This window comes from Streptomyces sp. NPDC043996 (genome assembly GCF_056435225.1).
Window position 1 is genome coordinate 672,046 of the sequence record NZ_JBWKEY010000002.1, and the last position, 25,081, is coordinate 697,126.

21 protein-coding genes are annotated in these 25,081 nt (G+C 72.7%); 16 read left to right on the forward strand and 5 right to left on the reverse strand.

The window, feature by feature from the left end; all coding sequences use genetic code 11:
- Nucleotides 1-106 precede the first annotated feature (106 nt).
- On the forward strand, nt 107-481 hold the full coding sequence (locus AC07A4_RS06960) for a CU044_2847 family protein (RefSeq protein WP_478594013.1): 375 nt from the start codon (nt 107-109) through the stop codon (nt 479-481).
- Nucleotides 482-492: 11 nt separating this feature from the next.
- Nucleotides 493-1,188 (forward strand): TetR/AcrR family transcriptional regulator, encoded by a 696-nt coding sequence (locus AC07A4_RS06965; RefSeq protein WP_478594014.1) that lies wholly within the window; start codon nt 493-495, stop codon nt 1,186-1,188.
- A gap of 19 nt (nt 1,189-1,207) precedes the next feature.
- On the opposite strand, the gene AC07A4_RS06970 is transcribed toward AC07A4_RS06965, so the two are convergent.
- Nucleotides 1,208-1,750: a hypothetical protein gene (locus tag AC07A4_RS06970; RefSeq protein ID WP_478594017.1), complete on the reverse strand. Its 543-nt coding sequence runs from the start codon at nt 1,748-1,750 to the stop codon at nt 1,208-1,210.
- 180 nt (nt 1,751-1,930) lie between these two features.
- Here AC07A4_RS06970 and AC07A4_RS06975 point away from each other — a divergent pair, with 180 nt between their 5' ends.
- Nucleotides 1,931-3,778 carry a trypsin-like serine peptidase gene (locus tag AC07A4_RS06975; protein WP_478594019.1) on the forward strand — a complete coding sequence of 616 codons (1,848 nt, stop codon included), beginning with the start codon at nt 1,931-1,933 and terminating at the stop codon, nt 3,776-3,778.
- 379 nt (nt 3,779-4,157) lie between these two features.
- Here the strand turns inward: AC07A4_RS06975 and AC07A4_RS06980 are convergent, their stop codons facing one another.
- Entirely contained in the window at nt 4,158-5,129 is a 972-nt protein-coding gene (locus AC07A4_RS06980) for a LysR family transcriptional regulator (protein WP_478594022.1), read from the reverse strand.
- Nucleotides 5,130-5,336: 207 nt separating this feature from the next.
- Between AC07A4_RS06980 and AC07A4_RS06985 the strand changes: the two genes are divergently transcribed.
- The 3 genes from AC07A4_RS06985 (at nt 5,337) to AC07A4_RS06995 (ending at nt 9,213) form a co-directional block, all read left to right on the forward strand.
- Nucleotides 5,337-5,930 carry a dihydrofolate reductase family protein gene (locus AC07A4_RS06985; RefSeq protein ID WP_478594025.1) on the forward strand — a complete coding sequence of 198 codons (594 nt, stop codon included), beginning with the start codon at nt 5,337-5,339 and terminating at the stop codon, nt 5,928-5,930.
- Between the two features lie 18 nt (nt 5,931-5,948).
- Complete coding sequence (locus AC07A4_RS06990; protein ID WP_478594027.1) at nt 5,949-6,560, forward strand: dihydrofolate reductase family protein; 612 nt, start codon at nt 5,949-5,951, stop codon at nt 6,558-6,560.
- A gap of 253 nt (nt 6,561-6,813) precedes the next feature.
- On the forward strand, nt 6,814-9,213 hold the full coding sequence (locus tag AC07A4_RS06995) for an ATP-binding cassette domain-containing protein (RefSeq protein WP_478594030.1): 2,400 nt from the start codon (nt 6,814-6,816) through the stop codon (nt 9,211-9,213).
- A gap of 23 nt (nt 9,214-9,236) precedes the next feature.
- On the opposite strand, the gene AC07A4_RS07000 is transcribed toward AC07A4_RS06995, so the two are convergent.
- Nucleotides 9,237-10,070: an NmrA family NAD(P)-binding protein gene (locus AC07A4_RS07000; RefSeq protein WP_478594033.1), complete on the reverse strand. Its 834-nt coding sequence runs from the start codon at nt 10,068-10,070 to the stop codon at nt 9,237-9,239.
- Between AC07A4_RS07000 and AC07A4_RS07005 the strand changes: the two genes are divergently transcribed.
- The 6 genes from AC07A4_RS07005 (at nt 10,058) to AC07A4_RS07030 (ending at nt 15,768) form a co-directional block, all read left to right on the forward strand.
- Nucleotides 10,058-10,321 carry a hypothetical protein gene (locus AC07A4_RS07005; protein WP_478594036.1) on the forward strand — a complete coding sequence of 88 codons (264 nt, stop codon included), beginning with the start codon at nt 10,058-10,060 and terminating at the stop codon, nt 10,319-10,321. The two genes, AC07A4_RS07000 and AC07A4_RS07005, sit on opposite strands and share 13 nt — an antisense overlap.
- Nucleotides 10,314-10,553 carry a hypothetical protein gene (locus AC07A4_RS07010; RefSeq protein ID WP_478594038.1) on the forward strand — a complete coding sequence of 80 codons (240 nt, stop codon included), beginning with the start codon at nt 10,314-10,316 and terminating at the stop codon, nt 10,551-10,553. Before AC07A4_RS07005 ends, AC07A4_RS07010 begins: the two co-directional genes overlap by 8 nt.
- 121 nt (nt 10,554-10,674) lie before the next feature.
- Nucleotides 10,675-11,070, forward strand: a complete 396-nt coding sequence (locus AC07A4_RS07015) for a TOBE domain-containing protein (RefSeq protein ID WP_478594040.1) — start codon at nt 10,675-10,677, stop codon at nt 11,068-11,070.
- A gap of 111 nt (nt 11,071-11,181) precedes the next feature.
- Complete coding sequence (gene modA / locus AC07A4_RS07020) at nt 11,182-11,991, forward strand: molybdate ABC transporter substrate-binding protein (protein WP_478594043.1); 810 nt, start codon at nt 11,182-11,184, stop codon at nt 11,989-11,991.
- 182 nt (nt 11,992-12,173) lie between these two features.
- Nucleotides 12,174-14,162, forward strand: a complete 1,989-nt coding sequence (locus tag AC07A4_RS07025; protein WP_478594046.1) for an ABC transporter permease — start codon at nt 12,174-12,176, stop codon at nt 14,160-14,162.
- 232 nt (nt 14,163-14,394) lie between these two features.
- Nucleotides 14,395-15,768 carry an alkaline phosphatase gene (locus AC07A4_RS07030; protein ID WP_478594049.1) on the forward strand — a complete coding sequence of 458 codons (1,374 nt, stop codon included), beginning with the start codon at nt 14,395-14,397 and terminating at the stop codon, nt 15,766-15,768.
- 89 nt (nt 15,769-15,857) lie between these two features.
- Here AC07A4_RS07030 and AC07A4_RS07035 read toward each other — a convergent pair whose 3' ends face one another.
- Nucleotides 15,858-18,329 (reverse strand): tetratricopeptide repeat protein, encoded by a 2,472-nt coding sequence (locus AC07A4_RS07035; protein WP_478594051.1) that lies wholly within the window; start codon nt 18,327-18,329, stop codon nt 15,858-15,860.
- An 82-nt stretch (nt 18,330-18,411) separates the two neighbouring features.
- Between AC07A4_RS07035 and AC07A4_RS07040 the strand changes: the two genes are divergently transcribed.
- The 3 genes from AC07A4_RS07040 to AC07A4_RS07050 all read left to right on the forward strand — a co-directional run bounded on the left by AC07A4_RS07040 (nt 18,412) and on the right by AC07A4_RS07050 (nt 22,007).
- A complete protein-coding gene (locus AC07A4_RS07040; RefSeq protein ID WP_478594054.1) occupies nt 18,412-18,663 on the forward strand; it encodes a P27 family phage terminase small subunit in 252 nt (83 codons plus the stop codon).
- A gap of 119 nt (nt 18,664-18,782) precedes the next feature.
- Nucleotides 18,783-20,018, forward strand: coding sequence for a helix-turn-helix domain-containing protein (locus tag AC07A4_RS07045; RefSeq protein WP_478594057.1), 1,236 nt, complete (start codon nt 18,783-18,785; stop codon nt 20,016-20,018).
- An 864-nt stretch (nt 20,019-20,882) separates the two neighbouring features.
- Nucleotides 20,883-22,007 carry a methyltransferase domain-containing protein gene (locus AC07A4_RS07050; protein WP_478594392.1) on the forward strand — a complete coding sequence of 375 codons (1,125 nt, stop codon included), beginning with the start codon at nt 20,883-20,885 and terminating at the stop codon, nt 22,005-22,007.
- A 265-nt stretch (nt 22,008-22,272) separates the two neighbouring features.
- On the opposite strand, the gene AC07A4_RS07055 is transcribed toward AC07A4_RS07050, so the two are convergent.
- Nucleotides 22,273-22,710, reverse strand: coding sequence for a PPOX class F420-dependent oxidoreductase (locus AC07A4_RS07055; RefSeq protein ID WP_478594060.1), 438 nt, complete (start codon nt 22,708-22,710; stop codon nt 22,273-22,275).
- 142 nt (nt 22,711-22,852) lie between these two features.
- Here AC07A4_RS07055 and AC07A4_RS07060 point away from each other — a divergent pair, with 142 nt between their 5' ends.
- The gene (locus tag AC07A4_RS07060; protein ID WP_478594063.1) at nt 22,853-25,018 is read left to right on the forward strand and encodes an endo-beta-N-acetylglucosaminidase; all 2,166 of its coding nucleotides are present in this window, start codon (nt 22,853-22,855) and stop codon (nt 25,016-25,018) included.
- The last annotated feature ends 63 nt before the right edge of the window (nt 25,019-25,081 follow it).

Here is a 25,081-nt window from a genome sequence, read left to right on the forward strand (position 1 = left end):
CGTACCGGAGACCGCGGGGGTGACCCGCGCCGTGTGGCCTTCAGGCCTTGCCGCCGTCGCACCGTCCCGCAGTAGGCTCTTCGCCTACGCGAGGCGAGGGGGCGGTGTGACAGCGCGGATCGTGTCGTACGCACTGGACGACGAGACGGTGGTGCGGTTCGAGGTCGAGCCGACCGGGGACTGGCACCCCGTGGGCGCGGGCGAGGTGGCGGGGCGCGTGCGCGACGCGGTGGGCCCGGCCGTCGAGGCCGCGCGCAGCGTCCTCGACCGGGTCGCGGAGCTCGCCCCGAGCCAGGTCCAGGTCACGTTCGGCGTCAAGGTCAACGGCACCGCGAACTGGATCGTCGCGAAGGCGGCCACCGAGGCCAACTTCCAGATCACGCTCACCTGGGACCCCGGGTCCCCGGCGGAGCCGGGGTCCCGGGCGGAGCCGGGGTCCCCGGCGGAGCCCGGCACGGCCCCGCGGCCGCCCGGGGCCTGACCACGGCGCCGGTGGGACGCCCCGCGCCGACCGGGTACCGTCGACGGCGAAGGCGTGCGTACGCGGCAGGCGGCGCACGCGCGCACGAACGCGGGAGAACCACCCTGAACGAGCCGACCAGCGAACCGGCCACCGGCGCGGACCGAGAGCCGGTCACCGACGGGCGCCGCGCCAAGGGCGAGCGCCGCCGCCGGGCCCTCATCGAGGCCACGGTCCGCGTCATCGCGCGCGACGGCGCCGCGGGCGTCACGCACCGCACGGTGGCCCGCGAGGCCGAACTGCCGACGACCGCCACGACGTACTACTTCAGCGGCATCGACGCGCTGCTCACCGCGGCGCTCACGCAGTGCATGGAGGAGGACTCCGCGCGCATCGAGGCGCTCACGGACCTGCCCGGCGGCCACGACGCCAGACGCCGGGCGCTCGCGCTCCTCATGGCGGAGATCCTCAGCCCGCCCGGCCATCTGCTCGCCGAGTTCGAGCTGTGCCTGCTGGCCGTGCGGCGGCCCGAGCAGCGGTCGGCGACCCGGCGCTGGCAGGCGGCGCTCGCCGCGTTCGCCCGGCGGTTCACCGACGATCCGCTGCGCGTGAAACTCTTCACGCACGCTTATGACGGACTGCTCCTCCAAGGGCTCCTCGCGGACAAGACGCCGACAGCCGACGAGTTCGAGGAACTCTTGCGGGAACTGCTTCCCTCCCCCGAATGAAATCGCCGCCGCCCGGGCCTTAAAAGCGGCGCTTTCTCCGTACGGCGAGAAACGCGCCCGCCGCCACGACGGCGATCCCCGCCAGGGCGGCGGTGACAGCGACGGCCGTGGAGCTCCAGCCGCCGTCGCCGTCGCCTCCGTCGTCGCCGTCGTGGTTTCCGTCGCGGCCGGCCTCGCCCGCGCAGGCGCCCTCGATCGGCGCGCCCGCCTCGACGGTCACCTCTCCGGCGCGCGTGTCCTCGCCGGGGTGCACCGGCTCGGTGAAGCGCAGGGTGTAGGTGCCGGGCTTGGCATCACAGCGGACCTGGGCCTTTCCCGCGAACGACACCTTGCCCGTGGGCTTCAGCTCCACCGGCTTCGCGAACGCCTCGGAGCGCACCGTCACGCCGTCGTCGAGCTCCGGATTCACCGTGGACAGCGTGACGCGCTCGCCGGGGCTCGCCGCGGCCGGAGCGACGCTCACCCCGCCGCTGCCGCCCGGGTCCGCGACCGCGCCGGGAGTGGCCGCCGACGCGGCGGCGAGCGTCAAAGCTCCCACAAGGGCGGCGCGTACACGTGGCATAAGATGCGATCTCCGGGTTCGGAAGGCCGGATGCGATTCCGGGCGCGGGTGGGGGCGTTTCTCGCGATCTTAAACCAGGGGGAATTCCGAGCGGCGAACGGAACGGCAAGCCCGTGCCGTTCGGCGCGCGTCCGCGCGCGCCGCCTCATTCGTTCCACTCCCTTGAGCAGAAAGGCAGTTGTGCGCATTTCTCGTTGGTCACGGACCGTGGCCGTGGGGGTGGGCGGCGCCGTCATCGCCGCCACGGCGACCACCGCGACCGCCGCGGAGCCCCCACCCGGGCGGGGAGAGGGGCGGACGCAGTCCCGCCCCGCGGACACCGGCGTCAGCGGGTCCGCTCCCGCGCCGAGCGGTGCGGGCTGGACGGCCGCGGACGCGGAGGCGTTCTGGACGGCCGGGCGCATGGAGTCGGCGACCCCGCCCCCGGCGGCGAAGGACGACGCGACCCCCGCCGACGTACCGCGCGCCGGTACCGCGTCGTACGCGGCGAGTGCGGCGAGTGCGGCGAGTGCGGCGAGCCCGAAGGCGGCGTACTACAAGGGCGCCAAGACGATCGGCGTCCTGTACTACGTCGACAGCGGGATGCGCGCGCACAGCTGCACGGCCAGCGTGGTGCACAGCCCGCGCGGCAACCTCATCCTGACCGCGGGGCACTGCGGGCCCGGCAAGAAGCACGCGTTCGTGCCGAAGTACCGCACGGGCAAGCCCGCCGCTCAACAGCCCTACGGCATCTGGGCCGTCGACCGGTTCTTCAAGGACCCCCGGCACACCGACACGGGCCCCGGATCGAACCTGGACTTCGGCTTCGCGACCGTCAAACCCGACGGGCAGGGCAGGCAGCTGGAGCAGCGCACCGGCGCCAACAAGCTGACGCGCACGCCCGGTTACCGGGTGAAGGTCACGGTCATCGGCTACCCGAAGGCGCGGTACGACGCCAAGGACAAGGCGATCAAGTGCCGGGCTACGACGAAGCGGCTGCCCGGCTACAAGCAGCTGCGCATGGCCTGCGGCGGCTTCCACGGCGGCACCTCCGGCAGCCCATGGCTGATCAACTTCGATGAGCGGACCGGGCGCGGCGACGTCGTCGGCAACCTCGGCGGCGCGGGCGGCGGCGGCTCCACCAGCGACGTGTCGTACGCGCCCTTCTACGACGACGAGGTCTTCAAGCTGTACGACGACGCCGTCCGGAACGTCGCCGTGGTGCGGCGGCAGCCGCTGCCCTACGCGCTCGGCACCGGCGAGACGTGGAAGGGCGCGAAGCACGTGGCCTCCGGCGACTACACCGGCGACGGCGCGGCCGACCTGCTCGTGGTGTGGACCAGCGGCGAGGTCACCCTCCACACCGGCGACGGCGCGGGCGGCTTCACCGGACAGCGCCGCCTGAAGGCGCCCAACGGCACCTGGAAGCACGCCGCGACCGTCACCGGCGGCGACTTCGCGGGCACCGGCCTCGGCGACCTGATCGTGCGCTGGTCCGACGGCGAGGTCACCCTGTACCCGGACGTGGCGACCACGGGCCTGAGCGAGGAGACCAGGCTCGCCAAGCCCAGGTCCACGTGGAAGCACGCGTCCCAGATCGTCGGGGGCCGCTTCTCCGGCGGCCGCAGGACCGACGACCTGGTGGTGCGCTGGAGCGACGGCGAGGTCAGCCTCTACCGGGACGCCGGCACCGGCCTTAAGAAGGAGACCAGGCTCCGCAAGCCCGGCGCCACCTGGAAGCGCGCCTCCCTGCTCGCCGCCGGGGACTTCACCGGTGGCGACCGCTGGGACGTCATGGTCCGCTGGGCCGACGGCAAGCGCACCGTGTACCAGGACGTGAGCACGAGCGGCCTCGGCAAGAAGACGCCGATGCGCGCGCCGCACGCCCTGTGGAAGCACGCCAAGGCGGCGACGGCGGGCCGCCACACCACGGGCGCCAGGCCCGACGACCTGATCGTGCGCTGGAGCGACGGCGAGGTCACCCTGTACGCCGGCACCAGCACCGCGCTCGGCACCGAGCGCACCCTCGTACCGCCGACGACGTCCTGACCCAGGGGCCGCCCGGCACGCGCCGGAAGCCCCGTCGCGGCGGAGCCGGTCAGTAGACGACCGACACGATCCGGCGCACAGGGGGCGCGGGGCGGGGTCGGTGCCCTGGCCGGTGGCGTGGCGGAGCTGCTGGCGGTGGGTCCAGAACTCGGTGAAGTCGCGGGCGGTGTCCAGCCACTTCGGCGCCGGGCCGAGCCGGGCGTGGCTCGGCACCGGGGTGCTCTCGTGCTGGTCGTTCATGAGGCGACCTTGCCGGGCGACCGCCGTGATCGCCACGGGTTCAGGGGAACGCCTGGCGCGAGGAGTCACCTGGCTCAGGGGGTCGACCGCCAGACCGAATGAGCCGACGCGGCGGTGGCGACAGTGATATGACGGGCCGTCAGCCAAGACGGTCGGCCGTGGGCTGCTCCCCTGGCTCCCCCGGCTCCTCCAGTGCGCGAGAGGCGCCGCGCGCCGGGCGGATGAGCTCGTCGACGACTTCCAGGAACGGGCCGACCAGGGGGTTCTTCCCCGCGGTCGGCCACATGAGGCCGTACTCGATGGGCGGGGCGTCGTGGAACGGCACGAAGACCACGCCGGGCCGCTGGTGGAAGGCCTCGGCCCGCAGCGAGACCGTGCTGACGCCGACGCCGTTGGCGATGTGCACCAGGACCTCGGGCCAGAAGTTCGTCGCCGGACCCTGCGGGATCCTCCGGCCGGACGGGGTCGCGCGGGAGAAGTAGCGGTCCATCCAATAGCGCGGTATCCGCGCGTCGTCGAGGGTGACCAGGGTGGTGTCGGCCAGGTCCTCCATGGACACGGAATCGCGCCGGGCGAAGGGGTGGTCCGCCGGGACCATCAGCGCCCTCGGCTCCGCGAAGACCAGGGCTCCGGTGGTGATGTCCGGCTCCCGGACGGGGAACTCGGTGAGCTGGAGGTCGATGGTGCCCTCCCGCATCCCGCCGAGCGGATCGCGCAGCTGCACCTCCATGACCTCCACCTCGCAGTCCGGATAGCGCACCCGGAACCGGTCCGCCGCCTGGACCATGAGGTTCCCGCACCACGGCGCCGACCAGCCCACCCGCACCACGCCCTTGATCCGCCCGCCGCGGCCCACCGCGACGGCCTGCGCGAGCCCCGCGCTGATCTGCTCGTACGCGGGCAGCAGATCGTCACGCAGCTGCCGGCCGACGTCGGTGAGGGCGACCTTGCGGCTGTTGCGCTCGAACAGCGGGGCGCCGACGCGGCGTTCCAGCTTCTGGATGGTCTGGCTGATCCGGCCGGTCGTCACGTGCAGGCGCTCGGCGGTGCGGCCGAAATGCAGCTCCTCGGCCAGCGTCAGGAACGCCTCAAGCTCCAGTCGCTCCAGCATGTGCGCCGCCCCCCGTGTCCCGCACCGCCCCCGGTGTTTAACCCCGCTCAACGGAGCATGCCACTCTCCGATCTTGATGGCTCACCCATTGATCAGGGACTCTGACATCGCCGCGTTCGACGGACGTTTCCTCAGGCCAGATCCGTGTTCCAGGGTCAGGTCCGGGTCGGACGACGGCGTCCCACCGGATCGAGCGGAGTCCCACGCGTGAGCGAAGTCGTCGTCCTGATGCACGTCTTTCTCGACGGTGTGGTCGCGCACCCGTCCTGGGCGCGGCCGTTCCGGTACGACGAGCACGAGAAGTACGAACTCGGCCAGCTCGCCGCCAGCCGGGCACTGCTCCTGGGGCGCGTGACCTTCCAGGAGATGGCGGCGGCCTGGCCGCGACGGGACGCGCGGGAGGAGTACACCAGGCTGGTGGACGCCACACCGAAGTACGTGGTGTCCACGACGCTCGACCACGTGCCGTGGAACGGCGTGCTGATCCGCGAGCACGTGGCCGAACGCGTCGCGAAGCTGCGCCGCGAACCGGGCCAGGACCTCCTGGTGCTCGGCGGCACCGAACTCGTCGGCCAGCTGCTCGAGTCCGGCCAGGTCGACGTGCTCAAGCTGTGCGTCCACCCGGAGACCGGGGGCACCGGGCGGCGGCTCTTCCCGCACGGCGGCACCCCGAGCACCTGGAAGCTCACTGGGACGTCGGTGTTCGCAGGCGGCGCCGTCGTCCTGGAGTACCGGGCCCCCACCACCCCGTACGCCTCTCCTCAACCGCTCGGCGGCGACACCCCGTACCCACCCCACTGACACGAAAGCGAGTCACCCATGCGCATCACGATCGGTGAGTTCATCAGCCTCGACGGCGTCGTGCAGGCCCCGGGCCACCCCGACGAGGACGGCGACGGCGGCTTCGCCCACGGCGGCTGGACGCACCCGTTCTTCGACCCGGAGGTGATGGGCGCCGCCCTGGCCGACTGGTCCAAGGGCACCGAGGCCATGCTCTACGGACGCCGCACCTGGCAGGTCATGGCCGCCGCCTGGCCGGGCCGGGCGGGCGACCCGTTCGCCGACCACATGAACGCCGTCGCCAAGTACGTCGTGTCCGACACGCTCGGCGAGGACGAGCTCGCGGCCTGGAACAACTCCACGCGCATCCCCGGTGGCCAGGCCGTCGACCAGATCAGAAGGCTGAGAGAGGCCGAAGGCGGCGACCTGACCGTCCTCGGCAGCGCGTCGCTGTCCCGGACGCTCCTGGCCGAGGGCCTGGTCGACGAGCTCCGCCTCATGATCATGCCGGTGGTCCTCGGCGGCGGGAAGACGATCTACCCGGTCGACGGCGTCCTGCGCGCCTTCGACCTGGTCTCCACCGTCACCAGCGGCACCGGGGTGCTCGTGTGCACCTACCGGCCCAAGGCCCCGGCGGCCACCGCCGCGTAACGGGCGGGCGGCGCCCGCCGCCGCTTCGGGGCCCTCCCTTCGCCAGGGGCGGTCGGCGTGCCCGCGCCGACCGCCCCGCACGCGTTCCCGCACGTCGGCGGGTGCGGGCGGGCATCGGTCAGGATTCGAGAAGCGCCCGCCGCGGCCCCCGCCTAGCGTTCACGACGTCATACTTCTCAGACATTCGCCGGACCGTACCAGGGGACGCCGCCGGGGGCCGCGCGGGCGGCCCGCCCGACAGATGGAGAGCACGATGAGCAAGGCCAAGAGAGCGGACACGCCGTCGTCCGCGTCGCACGCCGCCGACAGCCACGACATGATCCGGGTGCACGGGGCGCGCGAGAACAACCTCAAGGACGTCACCATCGAACTCCCCAAGCGCCGTCTGACGGTGTTCACCGGCGTCTCCGGCTCGGGTAAGAGCTCCCTGGTGTTCGACACGATCGCCGCCGAGTCGCAGCGGCTGATCAACGAGACCTACAGCACCTTCGTGCAGGGCTTCATGCCGACCCTCGCGCGGCCCGAGGTCGATGTGCTCGACGGTCTGACCACCGCCATCTCCGTCGACCAGCAGCGCCTCGGCGCCGACCCGCGCTCCACCGTCGGCACCGTCACGGACACCAACGCGATGCTGCGCATCCTCTTCAGCAGGCTCGGCAAGCCGCACATCGGGCCGCCCAGCGCGTACTCCTTCAACACCGCATCGGTGAAGGCCAGCGGCGCGATCACCGTCCAGCGCGGCGCCAAGACGAAGGCCGAGAAGGCGACGTACGAGCGCACGGGCGGCATGTGCGACCGCTGCGAGGGCCGCGGCGCGGTCTCGGACATCGACCTCACCCAGTTGTACGACGACTCCAAGTCGATCGCCGAGGGCGCCTTCACCATCCCCGGCTGGAAGTCGGACAACGTGTGGACCGTCGGGATCTACGCCGAGTCGGGCTTCCTCGACCCGCACAAACCGATCCGCCGGTTCACCAAGAAGGAGATGCACGACTTCCTCTACCGCGAGCCGACCAAGGTGAAGGTCAACGGCGTCAACCTCACCTACGAGGGCCTGATCCCCAAGATCCAGAAGTCCTTCCTCGCCAAGGACAAGGAGGCCATGGAGCCGCACATCCGGGCGTTCGTGGAGCGGGCCGTCACCTTCGCCACCTGTCCCGAGTGCGACGGCACCCGGCTCAGCGCGGGCGCCAGGGCCTCGAAGATCAAGAAGGTCAGCATCGCCGACGCCTGCGCGATGGAGATCCGCGACCTCGCCGAGTGGATCAGGGGCGTCAGCGACCCTTCGGTGGCCCCGCTGCTCGCGGCGCTCCAGCAGACCCTCGACTCGTTCGTGGAGATCGGGCTCGGCTACCTCTCCCTGAACCGGTCCTCGGGCACCCTGTCCGGCGGCGAGGCCCAGCGCGTCAAGATGATCCGCCACCTCGGCTCCTCGCTCACCGACGTCACCTACGTCTTCGACGAGCCCACGATCGGCCTGCACCCCCACGACATCGAGCGGATGAACAACCTGCTCCTTCGCCTGCGCGACAAGGGCAACACGGTCCTCGTCGTGGAGCACAAGCCGGAGGCGATCGCGATCGCCGACCACGTCGTGGACCTCGGCCCCGGCGCCGGTACGGGCGGCGGCACCGTCTGTTTCGAGGGCACCGTCGAGGGGCTGCGGGCCAGCGACACCACCACCGGCCGCCACCTCGACGACCGGGCCGCCCTGAAGCGGGCCGTGCGCGAGCCGAGCGGCGCCCTGGAGATCCGCGGCGCGGCGGCCAACAACCTGCGCGACGTGGACGTCGACATCCCCCTCGGGGTGCTCACCGTCATCACCGGCGTCGCGGGCTCCGGCAAGAGCTCGCTCGTGCACGGCTCGATCCCCGCCGACGCCGGTGTGATCTCCGTCGACCAGACCGCGATCCGCGGCTCGCGGCGCAGCAACCCGGCGACGTACACCGGGCTGCTCGAACCCATCCGCAAGGCGTTCGCCAAGGCCAACGGCGTCAAGCCCGCGCTGTTCAGCGCCAATTCGGAGGGCGCCTGCCCGCACTGCAACGGCGCCGGTGTCATCTACACCGACCTGGCGATGATGGCCGGTGTGGCCACGCCCTGCGAGGAGTGCGAGGGCAAGCGGTACCAGGCCTCGGTCCTCGAGTACCACCTCGGCGGCCGGGACATCAGCGAGGTCCTCGCCATGTCGGTGACCGAGGCCCTTGAGTTCTTCGGCTCCGGCGAGGCGCACACCCCGGCCGCGCACCGCGTCCTCGACCGGCTCGCGGACGTCGGGCTCGGCTACCTCAGCCTCGGCCAGCCCCTCACCACGCTCTCCGGCGGCGAGCGCCAGCGCCTGAAGCTGGCCACCCACATGGGCGACAAGAGCGGCGGCGGCGTTTACGTACTCGACGAGCCGACCACCGGCCTGCACCTCGCCGACGTCGAGCAACTGCTCGGCCTGCTCGACCGGCTCGTCGACTCCGGCAAGTCGGTGATCGTCGTCGAGCACCACCAGGCGGTCATGGCGCACGCCGACTGGATCATCGACCTCGGCCCCGGCGCGGGCCACGACGGCGGCGCCGTCGTCTTCGAGGGCACCCCCGCCGACCTGGTCGCCGCCCGCTCCACCCTCACCGGCGAGCACCTCGCGGACTACGTCGGCGCCTGACCCGCGCCGGAAGCCCTGAGGCCCTAGCCCGCCGCGACGCGGGGCGCCTCGAAGCGACCGGTGTGCTCGGCCACCCACCGCGCGAACGTGCGCGCCGGGCGGCCGAGCACCCGCTCGACGGTGTCGTCGACGGTGCTGGCGGCCGCACCGGGATCGGCGTACCAGCCGACGACGTACTCGGCGTCCGCCCGGGACACCCCGGTCGCCAGCAGCCTGTCGACGGCCTGTTCGCGCGTGATCAGGGACAGCTCGATGTCGTGGCCGATCGCGCGCGAGAGGACGGCGAGCCGCTGACTCGGCGTCAGGGACTCGGGGCCCGTCAGGTTGTAGGCACGCCCCTGGTGGCCGCCCTCAAGCAGCGCGGCCGCCGCCACCGCCCCGATGTCCGCCTCGTGCACGAGCGCGCTGGGCAGGTCGTACGGCTCCCGCACGACGCCCTCGGCCCGGATCGACTCGGCCCAGGTCAGCGTGTTGGACATGAACTCCTGCCCCTCCAGGCGCGTCCACTCCACGCCGGAGTCGGCCACGGCCTGCTCGACCGGCCCCACCCAGCCGCCCCACAGCACGGTGATGCGGCGCACCCCCGCGTCGACGGCCCGCTGCACCAGCTCGGGGCCGACGTCGGCGAGGCCCGCCGTCACCGTGATGTGCAGCCGCCTTACGCCGTCGAGGGCGGCGTCCAGGGTGTCCGGCGCCGTGTGCGTGCCCGCCACCAGTTCCACCCCGGCCGGGAGTCGCCCGGCGGCCGCCTCCGGGTTCCGCGTCAGGGCCCGTACGCGCTCGCCGCGCCGGACCAGCTCCGCCACCACATGCCGTCCGGTGTTCCCGGTGGCACCCGTCACCAGTGTCGTGGTCACAGTCGACTTTCTCCTTCGTCGTCACGGCCGTCGCCGAAGCCGTCGTCACGGCTGTCGTCACGGCTGTCGCCGAAGCCGTCGTCACGGCCGTCGTCAAAGCTGTCGTCGTCGCCATGGACGTTAAAAGTTCAACTGCGCTTGAGGTCAAGGAACGTTCCTTCCCGGCCGCGCGCGAGTTGCCGGACCCGCGGGCCCGTTGTGCGCTGGAGACCGGCTACGAGCCGACGAAAGGACGGGCGTGCCATGGCTGAGGCGGATCCCCGGACGGTCTCCGAGACCTTCGTGTTCACCTGCGGGCGGTGCGGCGCGAGCTGGCGGGCCACGTTCCAGGTCATGTTCTTCACCGACCCGATGGACACCACGGGCCTGACCACGCAGGAGTACGTCGACGAGGCCGGCCGGGCGCTCAGGTCACCGCTGGCCGACGCGGTCTGCGCGCGGTGCGGCAGCCGCGAGGTGCGCGTGACGGCGCCCCCGGCGTGACGAGGGGCGGGCACCCCGGACAGGGCGCGCATCGGCCGTTCCTCCAGAGGCCTTGGCATATGCCATGGATGTTCCTCCAGAGAGTTGTATATGCGAGGGAAACTCGCCTACCTTGTCGCATATGCAGTCCTACACCATCGGTCAGGCCGCGCGTCTGCTGGGCGTCAGCCCGGACACCGCGCGCCGCTGGGCCGACGCGGGCCGGGTCGCGACCCACCGCGACGAGAGCGGCCGCCGCCTCATCGAAGGCCGGGACCTGGCCGCCTTCTCGATCGAGGTCGCGCAGAGCGGCAACGGCGAGGAGGACGCCTCCTACACCTCGGCCCGCAACGCCTTCCCGGGCATCGTCACCGCCGTCAACCTCGGCGACGTGGCCGCCCAGGTCGAGATCCAGGCGGGACCCCACCGGCTGGTCTCCCTGCTGACCCGGGAGGCCGTCGAAGAGCTCGGCCTGGAGGTCGGCATGCGGGCCACCGCCCGCGTGAAGTCGACCAGCGTGCACATCGACCGCGCCTGAACCCGGCCGCCCGCCGCACTCGTACCGACCCCAGCGCGTCGCCGTCCCGACGCGGCTGATCCCGCACCGCTCGGGCGGCCGCGCGCCCCCGTGTCACCAAGGAGTTCCGCCATGTCCCAGACGCCCACCCGGCGCCGCCTCGCCATCGCGCTCGTCTCCGCCGCCGTCCTCGCCCCGCTGCTCGCCGCGTGCGGCGACAACGACAAGGACGACAAAGCCGACAAGGACGGCTCCGGCGGCAAGAAGGCCGGGGGCGACACTCAGCTGACGGTCCTCGCGGCCGCCTCGCTCACCGATGTGTTCAAGACCGCCGGTGCCGCGTACGAGGAGTCCCACCCGGGCACCAAGGTGCGGTTCTCCTTCGAGGGCTCCCAGGAGCTGGCCGCGAAGGTGCGCCAGGGCGCCCCGGCGGACGCGCTGGTCACCGCCGACACCAAGACCATGGACGGGCTGCGGGCCGAGACCACCGCCCCCTCGGTGATCGCGAAGAACCGCCTGGTCATCGCCACCGAGAAGGGCAACCCGAAGAAGGTCAAGAGCCTCAAGGACCTCGCCGACAGCGGCCTCAAGGTCGTGCTCGCCGCCCCCGAGGTGCCGGTCGGCCGCTACAGCGAGCAGGTCCTCGACGCCCAGGACGTCAAGGTCAAGCCGGTCTCGCAGGAGCCGAACGTGCGCGCCGTCCTGAGCAAGGTGGAGCTCGGCGAGGCCGACGCGGGCCTCGTCTACAAGACCGACATCGCCGCGGCGGACGGCAAGGCCGAGGGCGTCGACATCCCGGACGGCCAGAACGCCATCGCCGACTACCCGGCCGCCACCCTCAAGGACTCCGGGCACGCCAAGGAGGCCGCCGCGTTCGTGAAGTGGCTCAGCGGCGCCGAGGCGCAGAAGATCCTGCGGGACGCGGGCTTCCAGAAGCCGTAGCCCGACCGGCCGCACCCGCACGCCTGGGGAGGCTTGCCCGCCACGGGGGGGCCGGGCAAGCCTCCTCAGGACCGGCGCGGACCACCGCCCGCGCCGTCCGGACCACCGGCGGGCCGCCGCCCCCGTACGCGAACGCGCTCTCCCCACCTCTGGACCTCTGGACCTCTGGCAGGAACCCCGCGATGAAGAGCCCCAGCGCCCGGACCACCCGGCCCCGGACCACCCGGCCCCGGTCCCCCCGGACCCGCGGCACCCGGGCCCCCGTGGCCCTGGCGGTGCCCGCGCTCCTCGCCGTCGCCTTCCTGCTGATGCCCCTGATCGGCATCCTGACGCGCACCTCGTGGGGCGACCTCGGGGAGCACCTGACCAGCCCCGGCGTCACCGAAGCGCTCAAGCTCTCGCTGTACGTGTCGTTCTGGGCGCTCGGCCTTTCGCTGGTCCTCGGGGTGCCGCTGGCCTGGTTCCTGGCCCGGGTCGACGTCCCCGGGAAGGCGCTGGTGCGTTCGCTCGTCCTGCTGCCGATGGTGCTCCCGCCCACCGTCGGCGGCGTCGCCCTGCTGCTCGGCTTCGGGCGGCGCGGACTGCTCGGGCCCTGGCTCGAGGACACCTTCGGGATCGTCCTGCCGTTCCACACCACCGGCGCGATCGTGGCCGCGACGTTCGTCGCCATGCCGTTCCTGGTGATCAGCCTGGAGGGCGCGCTCGCGGGCCTGTGGCCCGCGTACGAGGAGACCGCGGCCTCGCTCGGCGCGTCCCCCGTACGGGTGTTCTTCACCGTCACGCTGCCGATGGTCGCCCCCGGCCTCGCCGCCGGTGCCGCCCTGACCTGGGCGCGGGCCCTCGGCGAGTTCGGCGCCACGATCACCTTCGCGGGCAATCTGCCGGGCAGCACACAGACCCTCCCGCTCCAGGTCTACCTCCTGCTCCAGGAGCAGCCGGAGGCCGCGACCTCCGTGTCCCTGCTGCTCCTCGCCATCGCCATGGCCGTCCTCATCGCGCTGCGCGGGCGCTGGACCGGCGCCACGGCGGGCCGCCCGGAGCACCGCACGCGGCCGGACCAGGACCCAGCGGGCCCGCCCGCGACTCCGGCGCCCGCAGACCCGCCCGGCCCCGAAGCCATGGCCCCGTCGGCCCGCTGGCCCCTGCACGCCGACGTCACCGGCTTCAACGAGCTCACCCTGGACGCCGCTCCCGGCACGACCATCGCCGTCCTCGGCCCCAACGGCGCGGGCAAGACCACCCTCCTGCGGGCCCTGCTCGGCCTCACCCCGCGCGCCCACGCCGCGCTGCGCCTCGGCGACGAGGACGTCACCCCGCTGCCGCCGCACCGGCGCGGCGTCGCCTGGGTGCCCCAGGACGGAGCCCTCTTCCCGCACCTGAGCGCCCTGTCCAACACCGCGTACGGGCTGCGCGCCCAGGGCGTGCCGCGCCGCGAGGCCCGCCGCGTGGCGCGGGGGTGGCTGGACCGCCTCGGCGTCGGCCACCTCGCGCACCGCAGGCCAGGACAGCTCTCCGGCGGCCAGGCCCAGCGCGTGGCGCTGGCCAGGGCGCTGGCCCCGAGCCCCCGCCTGCTGCTCCTGGACGAGCCGCTCGCGGCCCTCGACCAGACGACCCGCGCCCAGGTGCGGCACACGCTGCGCACCCATCTGGCGGGCTTCGGCGGCGTCTGTCTGATCGTCACCCACGACCCCGTCGAGGCGCTCGCCCTGGCCGACCGGGTCCTCGTGCTCCAGGACGGCCGCGCCCTGCAGGACGCCGCGCCCGCCGAGGTCACGCGCCACCCCCGCTCCCCCTGGGTGGCCCGCATGCTCGGCCGCAACGCGCTCGTCGGCGAGGGCGCGGCGGACGGCACCCTCCGGCTCGCCGACGGGGGCCGTCTGGTCGTCGCCGACCCCTTGGAGGAGGGCGCCGAAGCCATCGCGATCATCGCTCCCGAGGCGGTGTCCCTGCACCTGACCCGCCCCGAGGGCAGCCCCCGCAACGTGTGGCCCGGCACGGTCCGCGAGATCACGTCGGTCGGCAGCAGGCTGCGGGTGCTCGTCGCCGGGGCCGGTACGCCGGACCTGGTCGCGGAGATCACCCCGCAGGCGGCGGCCGAACTCGGCCTCGCCGACGGCACGCCCGTGCACGTCGGCGTCAAGGCGACCGAGGTCACGCTGGTCCTCACCTGAGGCGGGGGCCGTGGCCCTCATCTGAGATGACGTACGCGGCCCGCTATCCGAGGCGAGGTACGCGGCCCTCATCTGAGGCGGGGTACGCGGCCCTCACCTGCGGCGGAGTCCGCGCCAGCCCGGACCGCGTGTCATGCGAGCGTCAACGAAACACCGCTGAGGCGTTCCCTCCGGTTCATCTGAGCCTGGTGAGGTGTCCGGACAAGTCCCGCACTCAGCCGAGGAGTCGTGCATGTCCCACCCCCGCCGGTCCGCCCGTACCCGCATAGCCGTCGCCGCGTCCGTGGTCGCGGCCGCCACCGCCGCCGCCGTCGCCGTCACGGCCACCGCCGGGGCCTCGGGCGGCAAGGAGCAGGCCCAGCAGGCGATCAAGGGCGGGAAGGCGAAGAACGTCATCCTGCTCATCGGTGACGGCATGGGCGACTCGGAGATCACGCTGGCCCGCGACTACACCGTGGGCGCCGCCGGGCGCCTCAACATGGACAAGTTCCCCCTCACGGGCAGCTACACCACGTACTCCGTGCACGCCGACGGCTCCCCGGACTACGTGACCGACTCGGCCGCCAGCGGCAGCGGCTGGGCCACCGGCAAGAAGACCGTCAACGGCCGCATCTCCAAGACGCCGGACACCGACAAGGCCGTGCCGACCATCCTGGAGCTCGCCCAGCGGGGCGGCTACGCCACCGGCTCCGTCACCACCGCCGAGCTCACCGACGCCACCCCCGCGGTGCTCGCCTCGCACGTCAGCGACCGCAGCTGCCAGGGCCCCGCCGACATGGCCAAGTGCCCGGCCGACGCCCTCGCCAAGGGCGGCCCCGGCTCCATCGCCGAACAGAGCGTCAACCACAAGGTGGACGTGCTCCTCGGCGGCGGCAAGCAGCGCTTCGAGCAGAAGGTCACCGACGGCAAGTACAAGGGCCGCACGGTGACCGAGCAGGCCAAGAAGCTCGGCTACCAGGTCGTCACCGACAAGGCCGCGCTGAAGGCCGCCAAGCCCGGCAAGCCCGTCCTCGGCCTGTTCGCCGACGGCAACGTGCCCACCGAGTGGACCGGCAAGCCCGCCGCCGCCGGCGGCACCGCGCCGCAGCGCTGCGTCACCTCCAACCCCGGCCGCCCCGCGGGCACCCCCGCCCTCGCCGACCAGGCCACGCAGGCCATCAAGCTGCTCGAGGCCAAGCAGAAGAAGAACGCGAAGCAGGGCTTCTTCCTCCAGATCGAGGGCGCGTCCATCGACAAGCAGGACCACGCCGCCGACCCGTGCGGCCAGATCGGCGAGACCGCCGCGTTCGACCGCGCGGTGAAGGTCGCGCGCGCGTACGCCGCCAAGCATCCCGACACGCTCGTGGTGACCACCGCCGACCACGGTCACACCAGCCAGATCGTCCCGCTGGAGGCGCAGCCGCCCGGCCTGTCCTCCACCCTCGTCACCAACGAGGGCCAGCAGCTGAAGGTCAACTACTCGACCAACACCCCGGGCAAGGCGCAGGAGCACACCGGCACCCAGGTGCGCATCGCCGCCCAGGGCCCGCAGGCCTACCGCGTGCTCGGCCTCACCAACCAGACGGACCTGTTCACGACGCTCCGCGAGGCGCTGCACCGGCGCTGACGTGCTGATCCCGTACGCCACGGGCGCGTCCACGGCACACACCCGCCCGGGTGTGTGCCGTTCCGCGTGTCAGGGCCGCGTGGGCCCGGTCACAGCAGGGACAGCACGAGGGCGGCGTCCTCGTCGCCGGTGTCGGCCGCGCGGCGCAGCACGCCGCGGACGTAGGGGCGTTCGTCGGGTCCGGTGAGGTACGCCGCGAGGGCGAGGGCGGCGTCGCCGTCGCCCGCGTCGGCGGCCGGTCGCCACACCGCGATCGCCTCGTCCAGGCGGCCGGTGCGGCGCAGCACGACGCCGAGGTGGAAGGCGGCCTTCCGGTGCCCGTGGGCGGCCGCCCGCCGGTAGAGGTCCTCGGCCTCGGCGAGGCGGTCCTGCCGGTGGAGGAGGAGGGCCAGGTTGTACAGGGCGCCGGTGACTCCGCCGTCGGCGGCCCGCCGGTAGAGCGGCTCGGCGAGGTCGGGGCGGCCCTCGTCCCGGTGCAGGTTCGCCAGGTTGAAGCAGGCCCGCAGGTCGCCCCCATCGGCGCAGCGGTGGTACCAGTGCGTGGCGCGGTGCGGATCGCCCTGCGCCTTCGCGGCGTTGGCCAGGCAGAACATCGCCTCCGTCGAACCCGCGGCGACGGCCTGGAGCAGCAGCGGCTCCGCCTCGCTCCACCGGCCCGCCTCGGCGAGGAGCATCCCCCAGTTCATCAGGCCGCTGGGGTCCCCGGCGGCGTGGGCGCGCGCGTAGGCGGCCGCGGCCTCGTCGGCGCGGCCGCGTTCCTGGAGCAGCACGCCCAGGTTGTACGCGGCGTCCGCGGCCCCGGCGAGCTCGGCACTGCGCAGACAGGTCTCCGCCGGGGTCATCTCACCCCGGTCCTTGAAGAGCAGCCCAAGGTTGTTCCACGCCATGGCGTGCCCTCGTTCGCCCGAGGCGCGGTAGGCCGCCACGGCCTCGTCGTGGCGGCCGGTCGCACGCAGCAGGTTCCCGAGGTTCAGGAGCACGACGGCGTCCTCGGGGTCCGCCCGCGTGCGGTACACCCGCTCGGCCTCCTCGTACCGGCCGAGGTCCGCGAGGGCGACGCCGAGGTTGTTGGCGGCCCCGCCGACCCCGGCGTCGGCGAGCGCCCGCCACAGGAACACGCTGATGAAGGGGGCCTGGCGGTGGGCGTTGAGCGCCACGGTGAACATGGCGTTCGGGTCGTCGGCGGCGCCGAGCGCCTCGAACCAGGTGAAGGGATGGACGGGCAGTCCCGCCTGCTCGGCCTCGGCGACGAGTTCGGGGTGGGCGCGCCACGTGCCCTCGCCCGCGGGGAGCAGCATGCTGCTGACCCCGCACCGGGTCTTTCCCGCCCAGGCAAGCGCGTCCGCGGCGGGCTCGGGGCGCAGCACGGCGCCGCCGCTGTCGACGAGGTAGGGCAGGTGCGCTTCCAGGAGCACCGCGGCGGGCAAGGGCCCGTCAAGACCGGCCCGGACGAGGTCGATGCCCGCCCGGGTGAGCGCCGCGCCCCGGGGGCTGCCGCCGGAGCGGTCGGCGAGCCTCAGCTCCTGCCACAGCCAGGGGCCCGCGGCGAGGCATTCGGCGACCCCGAGGGCGGGGTCGGCGCGGGCCGCGCGGACGAGCCGCGGATCGGGTGCGGCGGCGGCCCTTCGGCGTTCGGCGGGGCTCCAGCGCCGGTCCAGGTGAAAGCCCGTCAGCTGCCGGAGCGCGGGGCTGCCGCGCAGGCGTTCGTGGGCCGTGGCATCGAGCGTGGCGAGGACGACGGCCCCGGCGCGGCGCAGTTGCCCGAGGGCGTGCGCGGTGAGCGGCTGGTCGTCGTCCAGGTAGGGGCGCAGGTCGTCGAGCCACAGCGCGCAGGGTTCCGGTGCGGCGAGGACGGCCGCGATGAGCAGGGGCAGGTCGCGGGGGTGCTCCGGGCTCACGAAGCGGTGGCCCGGCAGCTCCGCGCGCAGGGCTTCGTACAGCGTGCGGGTCTTGCCCGCGGCGGAGTCGCCCACGATGAGCACCGATCCGCCGGTGCGCGCCGCCGCCCGCAGCCGGGCGCGCACCTCGGGGTCGGCGTCGCGCGCCACGTAGCCGGGGACGTCGCCGCCCCAGGCCGCGTCGGCGGGGCCCGTGTCCGCCACGGCGGGCCAGCGCGGTGACGGCGCCGGGCGCGCCCCGGGCTCGAACAGGGCGCGGATGGCGGGGTGTTCGAGGGACTTGGCGTTCAACCAGGTCAGGTCGTGGCAGTCCAGAGGGAAGGCGCAGGCGCCGCGGAGCGAGTCGAACCAGTCCCACTCGCCCTGGGTGAGGCTGAGGGGCACGACGAGGGTCCAGCGGCCGGGCGCCCGTGCGGCGGCCCGCCGCAGGGACCGCTCGACCTGGCGGCGGCGCCCCGGGGTGAGGCGGCCGGTGAAGCCCTTCACCTGGAACACGTGCCGGGTGCCGTCCGGCAGCCACAGGACGGCGTCCTCGCCCCGGTCACCGCCCGATCCATCGATGTGCCGCAGGCCGGGGTGCACCAGCGCGAGCAACAGCGCCACGCCACGCTCGAACGCCCCCCGGCCCTCCGCGAGTTCACACCAGCGCGCCCAGGCCTCCATGGCCTCAGTGTCCCTCGCGGGGCGCCCAGACCCGCCCCTTTCCAGTGCTCCCGAGTGCCCATGACCCGCAGGGGTGGGCGAGGTGGACCACACCACGGTCAAAGTCCTCTGCGTCTGTGCCGCCCGCATCGACCGGGCCGAGCGAGACCTGTCTGAGCGCGGGCTGATGGTGACCGCCGAGCGCGGCACCATGAAGAACGGCGCCGCCACCATCGCAGGCCAGTACCGCACCCAACTCGCCCGCTACATCCGAGAGCTGGGGCTCTCGCCGAGCGCCCGCACCGCCATCACGGCCCCGGAGCCCGGGGAGGAGGACTCGGACGTGTGGGATTAGCCCCGCAGCGCCACCAGAGCCCCCGTGCCCGCCTCCCTCCGGGGCGGCGAGTGCGGGGGTTTTCGGCGTGTCTGGTGGCCGTGGCGGGCATACGCTGGGCGTGAAGGGTGGGTGATCCCATGGCCGCAGGGCTGGCTGAGAACGTCAGGAACTACCGCCGCACTGAAGGGATGAGCCAGGAAGATCTAGCCGAAGCGGCAGGTCTCTCCGTAGGCACCGTCCGCAAGGTGGAGCAAGGCGGCGACGTGCGCATGGAGACCCTGCATGCGCTTGCCCGTGCGCTGGGCGTGCCCACCTCAACGCTGTTCGCCACGGAGACCACCACGCCTGTCGTCGGAGACGAAGCCAACCGCCGGTACCTGGTGGAGCTGCGGAAGGCGCTCATGCCTCCCGTAGGGCTTTCAGCCCCCATGACGGACCGGGGGGAAGCCGAGGCGTTGTCTGCGCTGCGGAGCGCTACAGCCGATGCCCACGCGCTCTATTGGGCCGATCGCTACGACTCAGTGGCCAAGCGGCTGCCGGGGCTTCTGCGCTCCGCTGAAGCGGCCGTGGAAGTCCTGGAGGGCGAGGAACAACAGCACGCGATGATCGCCCGCTGCCACGCGCTGTTGCTGGCGGGCAAATACCTCACGCAGGTCCGGCAGTACGACATGGCGTACTACGCCCTCGTGGAAGCCATCCGGCTGGCTCGCGAGACCGGCCAGAGGCTCACTGCCGCAACCGGCGTCGTGGGCTTGTGCTGGCTGCTGCTGCGGCAGGACAGGTTCGACGAGAGCGAGCAGCTCGCTGCGCAGACGGCAGTGGAGATCGAGCCCCGCATGTCTGAGGCCACGCCCGCGCACCTGACCGTGTGGGGTGAGCTGTGGCTCAGGGTCGCGTCTGCCACGATCCGGAACAACCGCCCGGACGTAGCCCGAGAGGCCCGCAGGATGGCAGGGACCGCCGCTAGCGCGCTGAACGGCGAGCACGCCAAGTTCCCCGACCACTGGGGCGGGTTCGGGCCCGTGACAGCAGAGCTGAAAGCGGTCGAAGACCTCTCGCTTCTGGGAGATGCGCGGGGGGTTCTGCGGCGCTCCGACGATGGACTGTTGGGTGGTAAAGCGCTTCGGAACTTCGGTAAGCCGACCCCGCCGAATTGGGGCCGGCATCGGTTGGACGTGGCCAAGGCGCACGTGACGCTGAAGCAGCACCAGGACGCGATGGACGTACTCATGTCCGTTCGCCACACGTCCAGTGAGTGGATCAAACATCAGCCCATGGCGCGCTACGTGATGGCGGATCTCCTCAAGACGCGTAAGCGGACCCTGACGCAGGACATGCGCAGCATGGCCGCCCACCTGAGTGTTACCGGCTAGGTACTACGAAGCGTGAAAGTTTCGACACCTCTGCCTGTGAACTGCCCTGCTTCGTATATGGATTGCCCCGTTCCGCGCCCATAGGTTCTTGGCATCCCAGAGTCGAGCAGGCCAGGGGCCATGATGGTTCACAGGACGGACGCAGACCGGCAGCGCAGGCGGGACCTGGCCGACGCTTCGGCGGCGGTTGCTCGCCTCATGCCGTGGGCGGCGGACGACGGCAGGCGCGTGTACCTCGCCACGGACGGCGAAGGGCGGCTCTCTGCACTCGCTGACTCCATGGAAGCTGTCCAACTAGGCATAGGTGCTGACTTGTTGGAGCATGCTCGCAAACTCCTCGATTCCCGGCAGGTATCGCCGACAGAGCTGCGGTTCGTTGCGGCCCGGCTGTCTGAGGCGTTGGGTGACGCACTGCGAGTTGCGGAAAGCCGAGGGCAGCGTCTGGCCGCGTCCTGCGAGGACGCTCCGGACGGCGAAGCGGAAGTCCGTAGCCAGAACTGAGCACCCGAGACTCCCACCTCAGAGAGCTGCCGCAAGCATGCACTGTCTGAGGCGGGGCAAGCGCTCGCCCGGTCGCACGCCCCGTGAAGCGGAGACGGCCGGGCGGGCACGACCACGGCGCGGGGAGGGCCCCTGCGTCAGCGTGCACGAGGAAACACGGTGAATGTCATCTTCAGCAACAACAGCCGTAGTGGCGGCGACGGACTTCCTGGCGAGCCCGCGCCCCCGCCGCCTCCGCCCACCCCTGACGGAGGCCCCGGAGTCCCCAACCCACCCAAGCCGAAGGCGTTCTGAGGCGTGCCGCCCGTGAACGCACACGGCAGCAACGACGATTCCGGCCGCGCGGAGTTGGGGCGGGTGCTCATGGCGAACGGCATCCTGTCGTCGGACTGGGCGCCATCCTTCGCCGCGGTGCCGCGCTCCGCGTTCCTGCCGGACCTGATGTGGCCGTTCGACATGAGCACGGCCCGGAGCGTCGCCATCAGCAGATCGGCCGACCCACTGGCGTGGGAGCGGTACGCGGAGTCCGATGCGCCGATCGTCACACAGTGGGACAACGGGGAACACACGGGCACCGGGCCCGGCACCGTGGGGACCAGTTCCGCGTCCATGCCGAGCGTCGTGTTCACCATGCTCCAGGACCTGGACGTACAGCCCGGAAACCGCGTCCTGGAGATCGGCACGGGAACCGGGTGGAACGCCGCGCTGCTGGCTCACCGGCTCGGCCCCGGGAACGTCGTCACGGTGGAGGTGGACGGCGGCGTGGCAGCAGCCGCACGGGCGGCTCTGGACCGGTTCGGCGCACGCGTGCACGTGGTCCACGGGGACGGTTTCAAGGGCTACCCGGAGGCAGCGCCGTACGACCGGATCATTGCCACGTGCGGGCTGCGGGCCATCCCGTACCCATGGGTGGAGCAGTGCCGACCGCGCGGGGTCATCGTGGCCCCCTGGGGGACGCACTACGCCAACGGTGACGCCGTGGCCCGTCTCGTCGTTTCCGGCGACGCACAGAGCGCGTCAGGGTCCTTCACGCGGCCCGTGGAGTTCATGAAGCTGCGCTCCCAGTGCCGCCCGCCTGTGGACCACGCGCAGTACGTCACGGACGGGGTGAGCAGCGGTGACGAGTCGTCCACCACGGTCACGGAGGCCCAGTTTCTGGGCGACCGGTTCAGCGCCCGCACCTTCACACTGGGGCTCTGCGTGCCGGACTGCACGAGCGTCGTTGCCGACAAGCGCGACGGTGCGCGACCCGTGTGGTTCTACGGGCTCACGGACCGCTCATGGGCGTGCGTGATGTTCCGTGACGGTGCGAGGGCGCGTGTGTGGCAGTCGGGCCCGCGTCGCCTGTGGGACGAAGTGGAGGCCGCCCACCGCTGGTGGGAAGGACAGGGCCGCCCCGGATTCGAACGCTTCGGGCTCACCGTGGACAGCGACGGCGAGCGGGCGTGGCTCGACTCCCCGGAGCACCCGGTAACCGCTGTGAGCTGACCCTCTGCCGTTCCTCCCCGACACCCCGCCTGTGGCACGGGCGGGGTTCCGTCTCTCCAAGGCGCTTCAGGCGCCGTGAAGCCACACGCGAGCGGTGGTACGCGGCGGCATGCGCGGAACTCGGCGTGGACTACGACCACCCCACCACGGGCAGCACCCGCGTCCGCGCTTGTCCTCAAACGCCGGACGGGCTGGATCGTGCCGCGACCGGCAGGTTTCAGCCCGTCCGGCGTTTGAGGACGAGGCGCGGATGCGCCGATGCCTTTCAGGGGGAGCCGAGCGTGGCGCCGTACACGTTCGAGACGGCCATCGTGATGAGCACGCGGCGGTCGGAGACCATGACCGACCGGTACTCGTCCCAGTCGGGGTGTTCCCCGGCCGCGGCGCGGTAGTAGTCCACGAGCGCGTCGGCCTCGGGGCCGTGCGGGTCGGTGCCGGGGCCGGTCAGGGTGACCGTGCCCTCGGCGGTGGCCCAGGAGCGGCCGTCGGGGCTGGTGACCTCGAGGGCGGCGCGCGCGTCGCGGCGCAGGTTCGCCGTCTTGGCGAGGCCCTCGCGCGTGGAGATGTGGAGCAGGCCCGCGGCGCGGTCGTAGAACGGCAGGACGGGTGACATCTGGGGGCGTCCGTCGGCCTTGAGGGTGGCGAGGACGCCGAGGCGGCTCTCGGCGAGGAGGGCGTGGGGGTCGTACGCGGTGGTGGTCATGTCTGTGAGCAAGTCGCCCTCGCCCGCCGCGTATTCCCGGGCGGCGACCCGGGGCGTGATCATTGACGGCCGCCCCACCCTCCGATAGAACCCCACCAGCACCTGACAGCGTTGTCATCGGCGTGGAACGAGGAGAGACGGCATGACAGAGCACCCGGCGCCCCGCACAGTCGACCGGCGCACAGTCGACCGGCGCGCGCTCCTGAAGATGCTCGGTTCCGCCGGGGTGGTGGTGGGCCTCGCCGGGACGGTCTCGCTCGCCGGACCGGCCGCCGGGCTCGCGTTCGCCGCCGAGGAGGGCCGGGGCCGCGCGCCCCACCAGCCCTTCCTGCACGGCTACAACGCCCAGGGCCTCAAGTCCTGGACCCCGGCGAGCGATCCGTACGCCAAGTACTTCCGCTCGCGCGTGCCGCTCGCCGCCCGCATCGCGCCCTTCGCGGCGACCCAGGCCCGTCCCGGCCTCGCCACCCAGGCGCAGGTCATGAACATGTCCTACGACTACGACAACGCGTTCTTCACGGCCTACCGCTACAACGACCAGTACGCGCGCAGGCTTTCGCGGTTCTGGCAGTACAGCGACCTGTACAGCTCCTGGCACGGGATGCCGGTGGCGGGCTCCTCCACCACCGACCCCGAGCACGGCCTGATCAACCTGCCCAACCCGGCGTACACGGACGCCGCCCACCGCAACGGCGTCAAGTCGCTCGCGGGCTGGTTCTGGCCGCGCTCCGGCGCGTTCTCGGCGTATCTGGAGCAGCGGCCCGACGGCTCCTTCCCCGTCGCCGACAAGCTCCTGGAGCTGGCCGACTACTTCGGGTTCGACGGCTATTTCATCAACCAGGAGGCGTCCATATCCCGCGCGGACGCCACCCGCCTGATGGCGTTCCTGAAGTACCTGCGGTCGAAGGCGCCGCAGGGCTTCCACCTCCAGTGGTACGACTCGCTCTCCACGAGCGGCCAGCTCACGTACCGCAACCAGTTCGACGACGCCAACGCGGCCTGGGTGCGGCACGAGGGCAAGCCGGTCAGCCACAGCGTGTTCGTCAACTACGCCTGGAACGCCGACCGGGTGGCGGCCTCCGTCGCCACCGCGCGGCGGCTCGGCCTCGACGTGTACGACGTGGCGTACCTCGGTACGGAGAACGAGAAGTACGGCTTCAACCCGCCCTACGACACCCGGCTCGTCTTCCCCGAGGGAGCCCCTGCGCGGACGAGTTGGGCCCTGTTCGGCACCCATATGGCCTGGGCGAACAACCCCGACCGGAGCGACCCGGACAAACAGGGGAACACGTTCGAGCGCGAGCGGCGCTACTGGTCGGGCCCGAACGAGGACCCCACCCGCACCGGGCGCACCGAGTACGCGCCCTGGCCCGACGACGGCAAGCCCCGTGACGCCGACAACCACCGCAAGTGGGACGGGGTCGCGCACTACATCGCCGAGCGCTCGGCGATCGGCGCCTTCCCGTTCGTCACGCGCTTCAACACCGGGCACGGCCGGGCGTTCTTCCTCGACGGGGTGCGGCGGTCCGACCGCGAGTGGAACAACGCCGGGGCCCAGGACGTGCTGCCGACCTGGCAGTGGTGGGCGCGCGGCGAGGGCGGCGGCGCCGCGCCCGCCGTCGACTACGACCACGGCACGGCGTACGACGGCGGCTGCTCCCTTTCACTCGTGGGGACGCTGCGGCCCTCGGAGGCGGCCACCGTGCGGCTGTTCAAGACGAGCCTGCGCGTCGAGGGCGGCGAGCGGGCCCGCCTCGTGTTCCGCACCGAACGGCCCGGCCGGGACAGCGGGCTCGAACTGGGGCTCGTCCTTGAGGACGCCCCCGACCGCACGGCGTGGCTCGCGGCCGGTGCGACGGCGGCGACCGGCTGGACCGCCGTCGAGCTGCCCCTGTCGGCCTTCCGGGGGCGGACAGTCGCGGCGCTTGCGCTGCGCGTCTCGGGCGCGGCCGGGGCCTCGTACCGGATCAACGTCGGCGAGCTGGCGCTGCTCCCCGCGCGCCCCTCCCCCACGCCCGCGAAGCCGTCCGGCTTCACGGTGGAGCAGGTCCACCCGAACGCGGCGGGCACCGCCGCCGAGGTGTTCCTCGCCTGGGACTTGGCCGCTTCGGGCGTCTGGTACTACGACGTCCTGCGGCAGCGCCAGGACGGGACGCCCGAGCCGCTGGGCCGGGTCTACGACGAGGTGTACTACGTGAAGTCCCTCACCCGCGAGGGCGCTGAGGCCACCACGGCCCTGGCGCTCGTGGCGGTGGCACCGGACGGGACGCGCTCCACGGCGGCCACGGCGACGGTCGCGTGGGCCTGAGGGGAGCGGGCGCGGGCGGGGCCAGAGGGTGAGGGTGCGCCCGCGCGCCACGTCGTCCGCGCC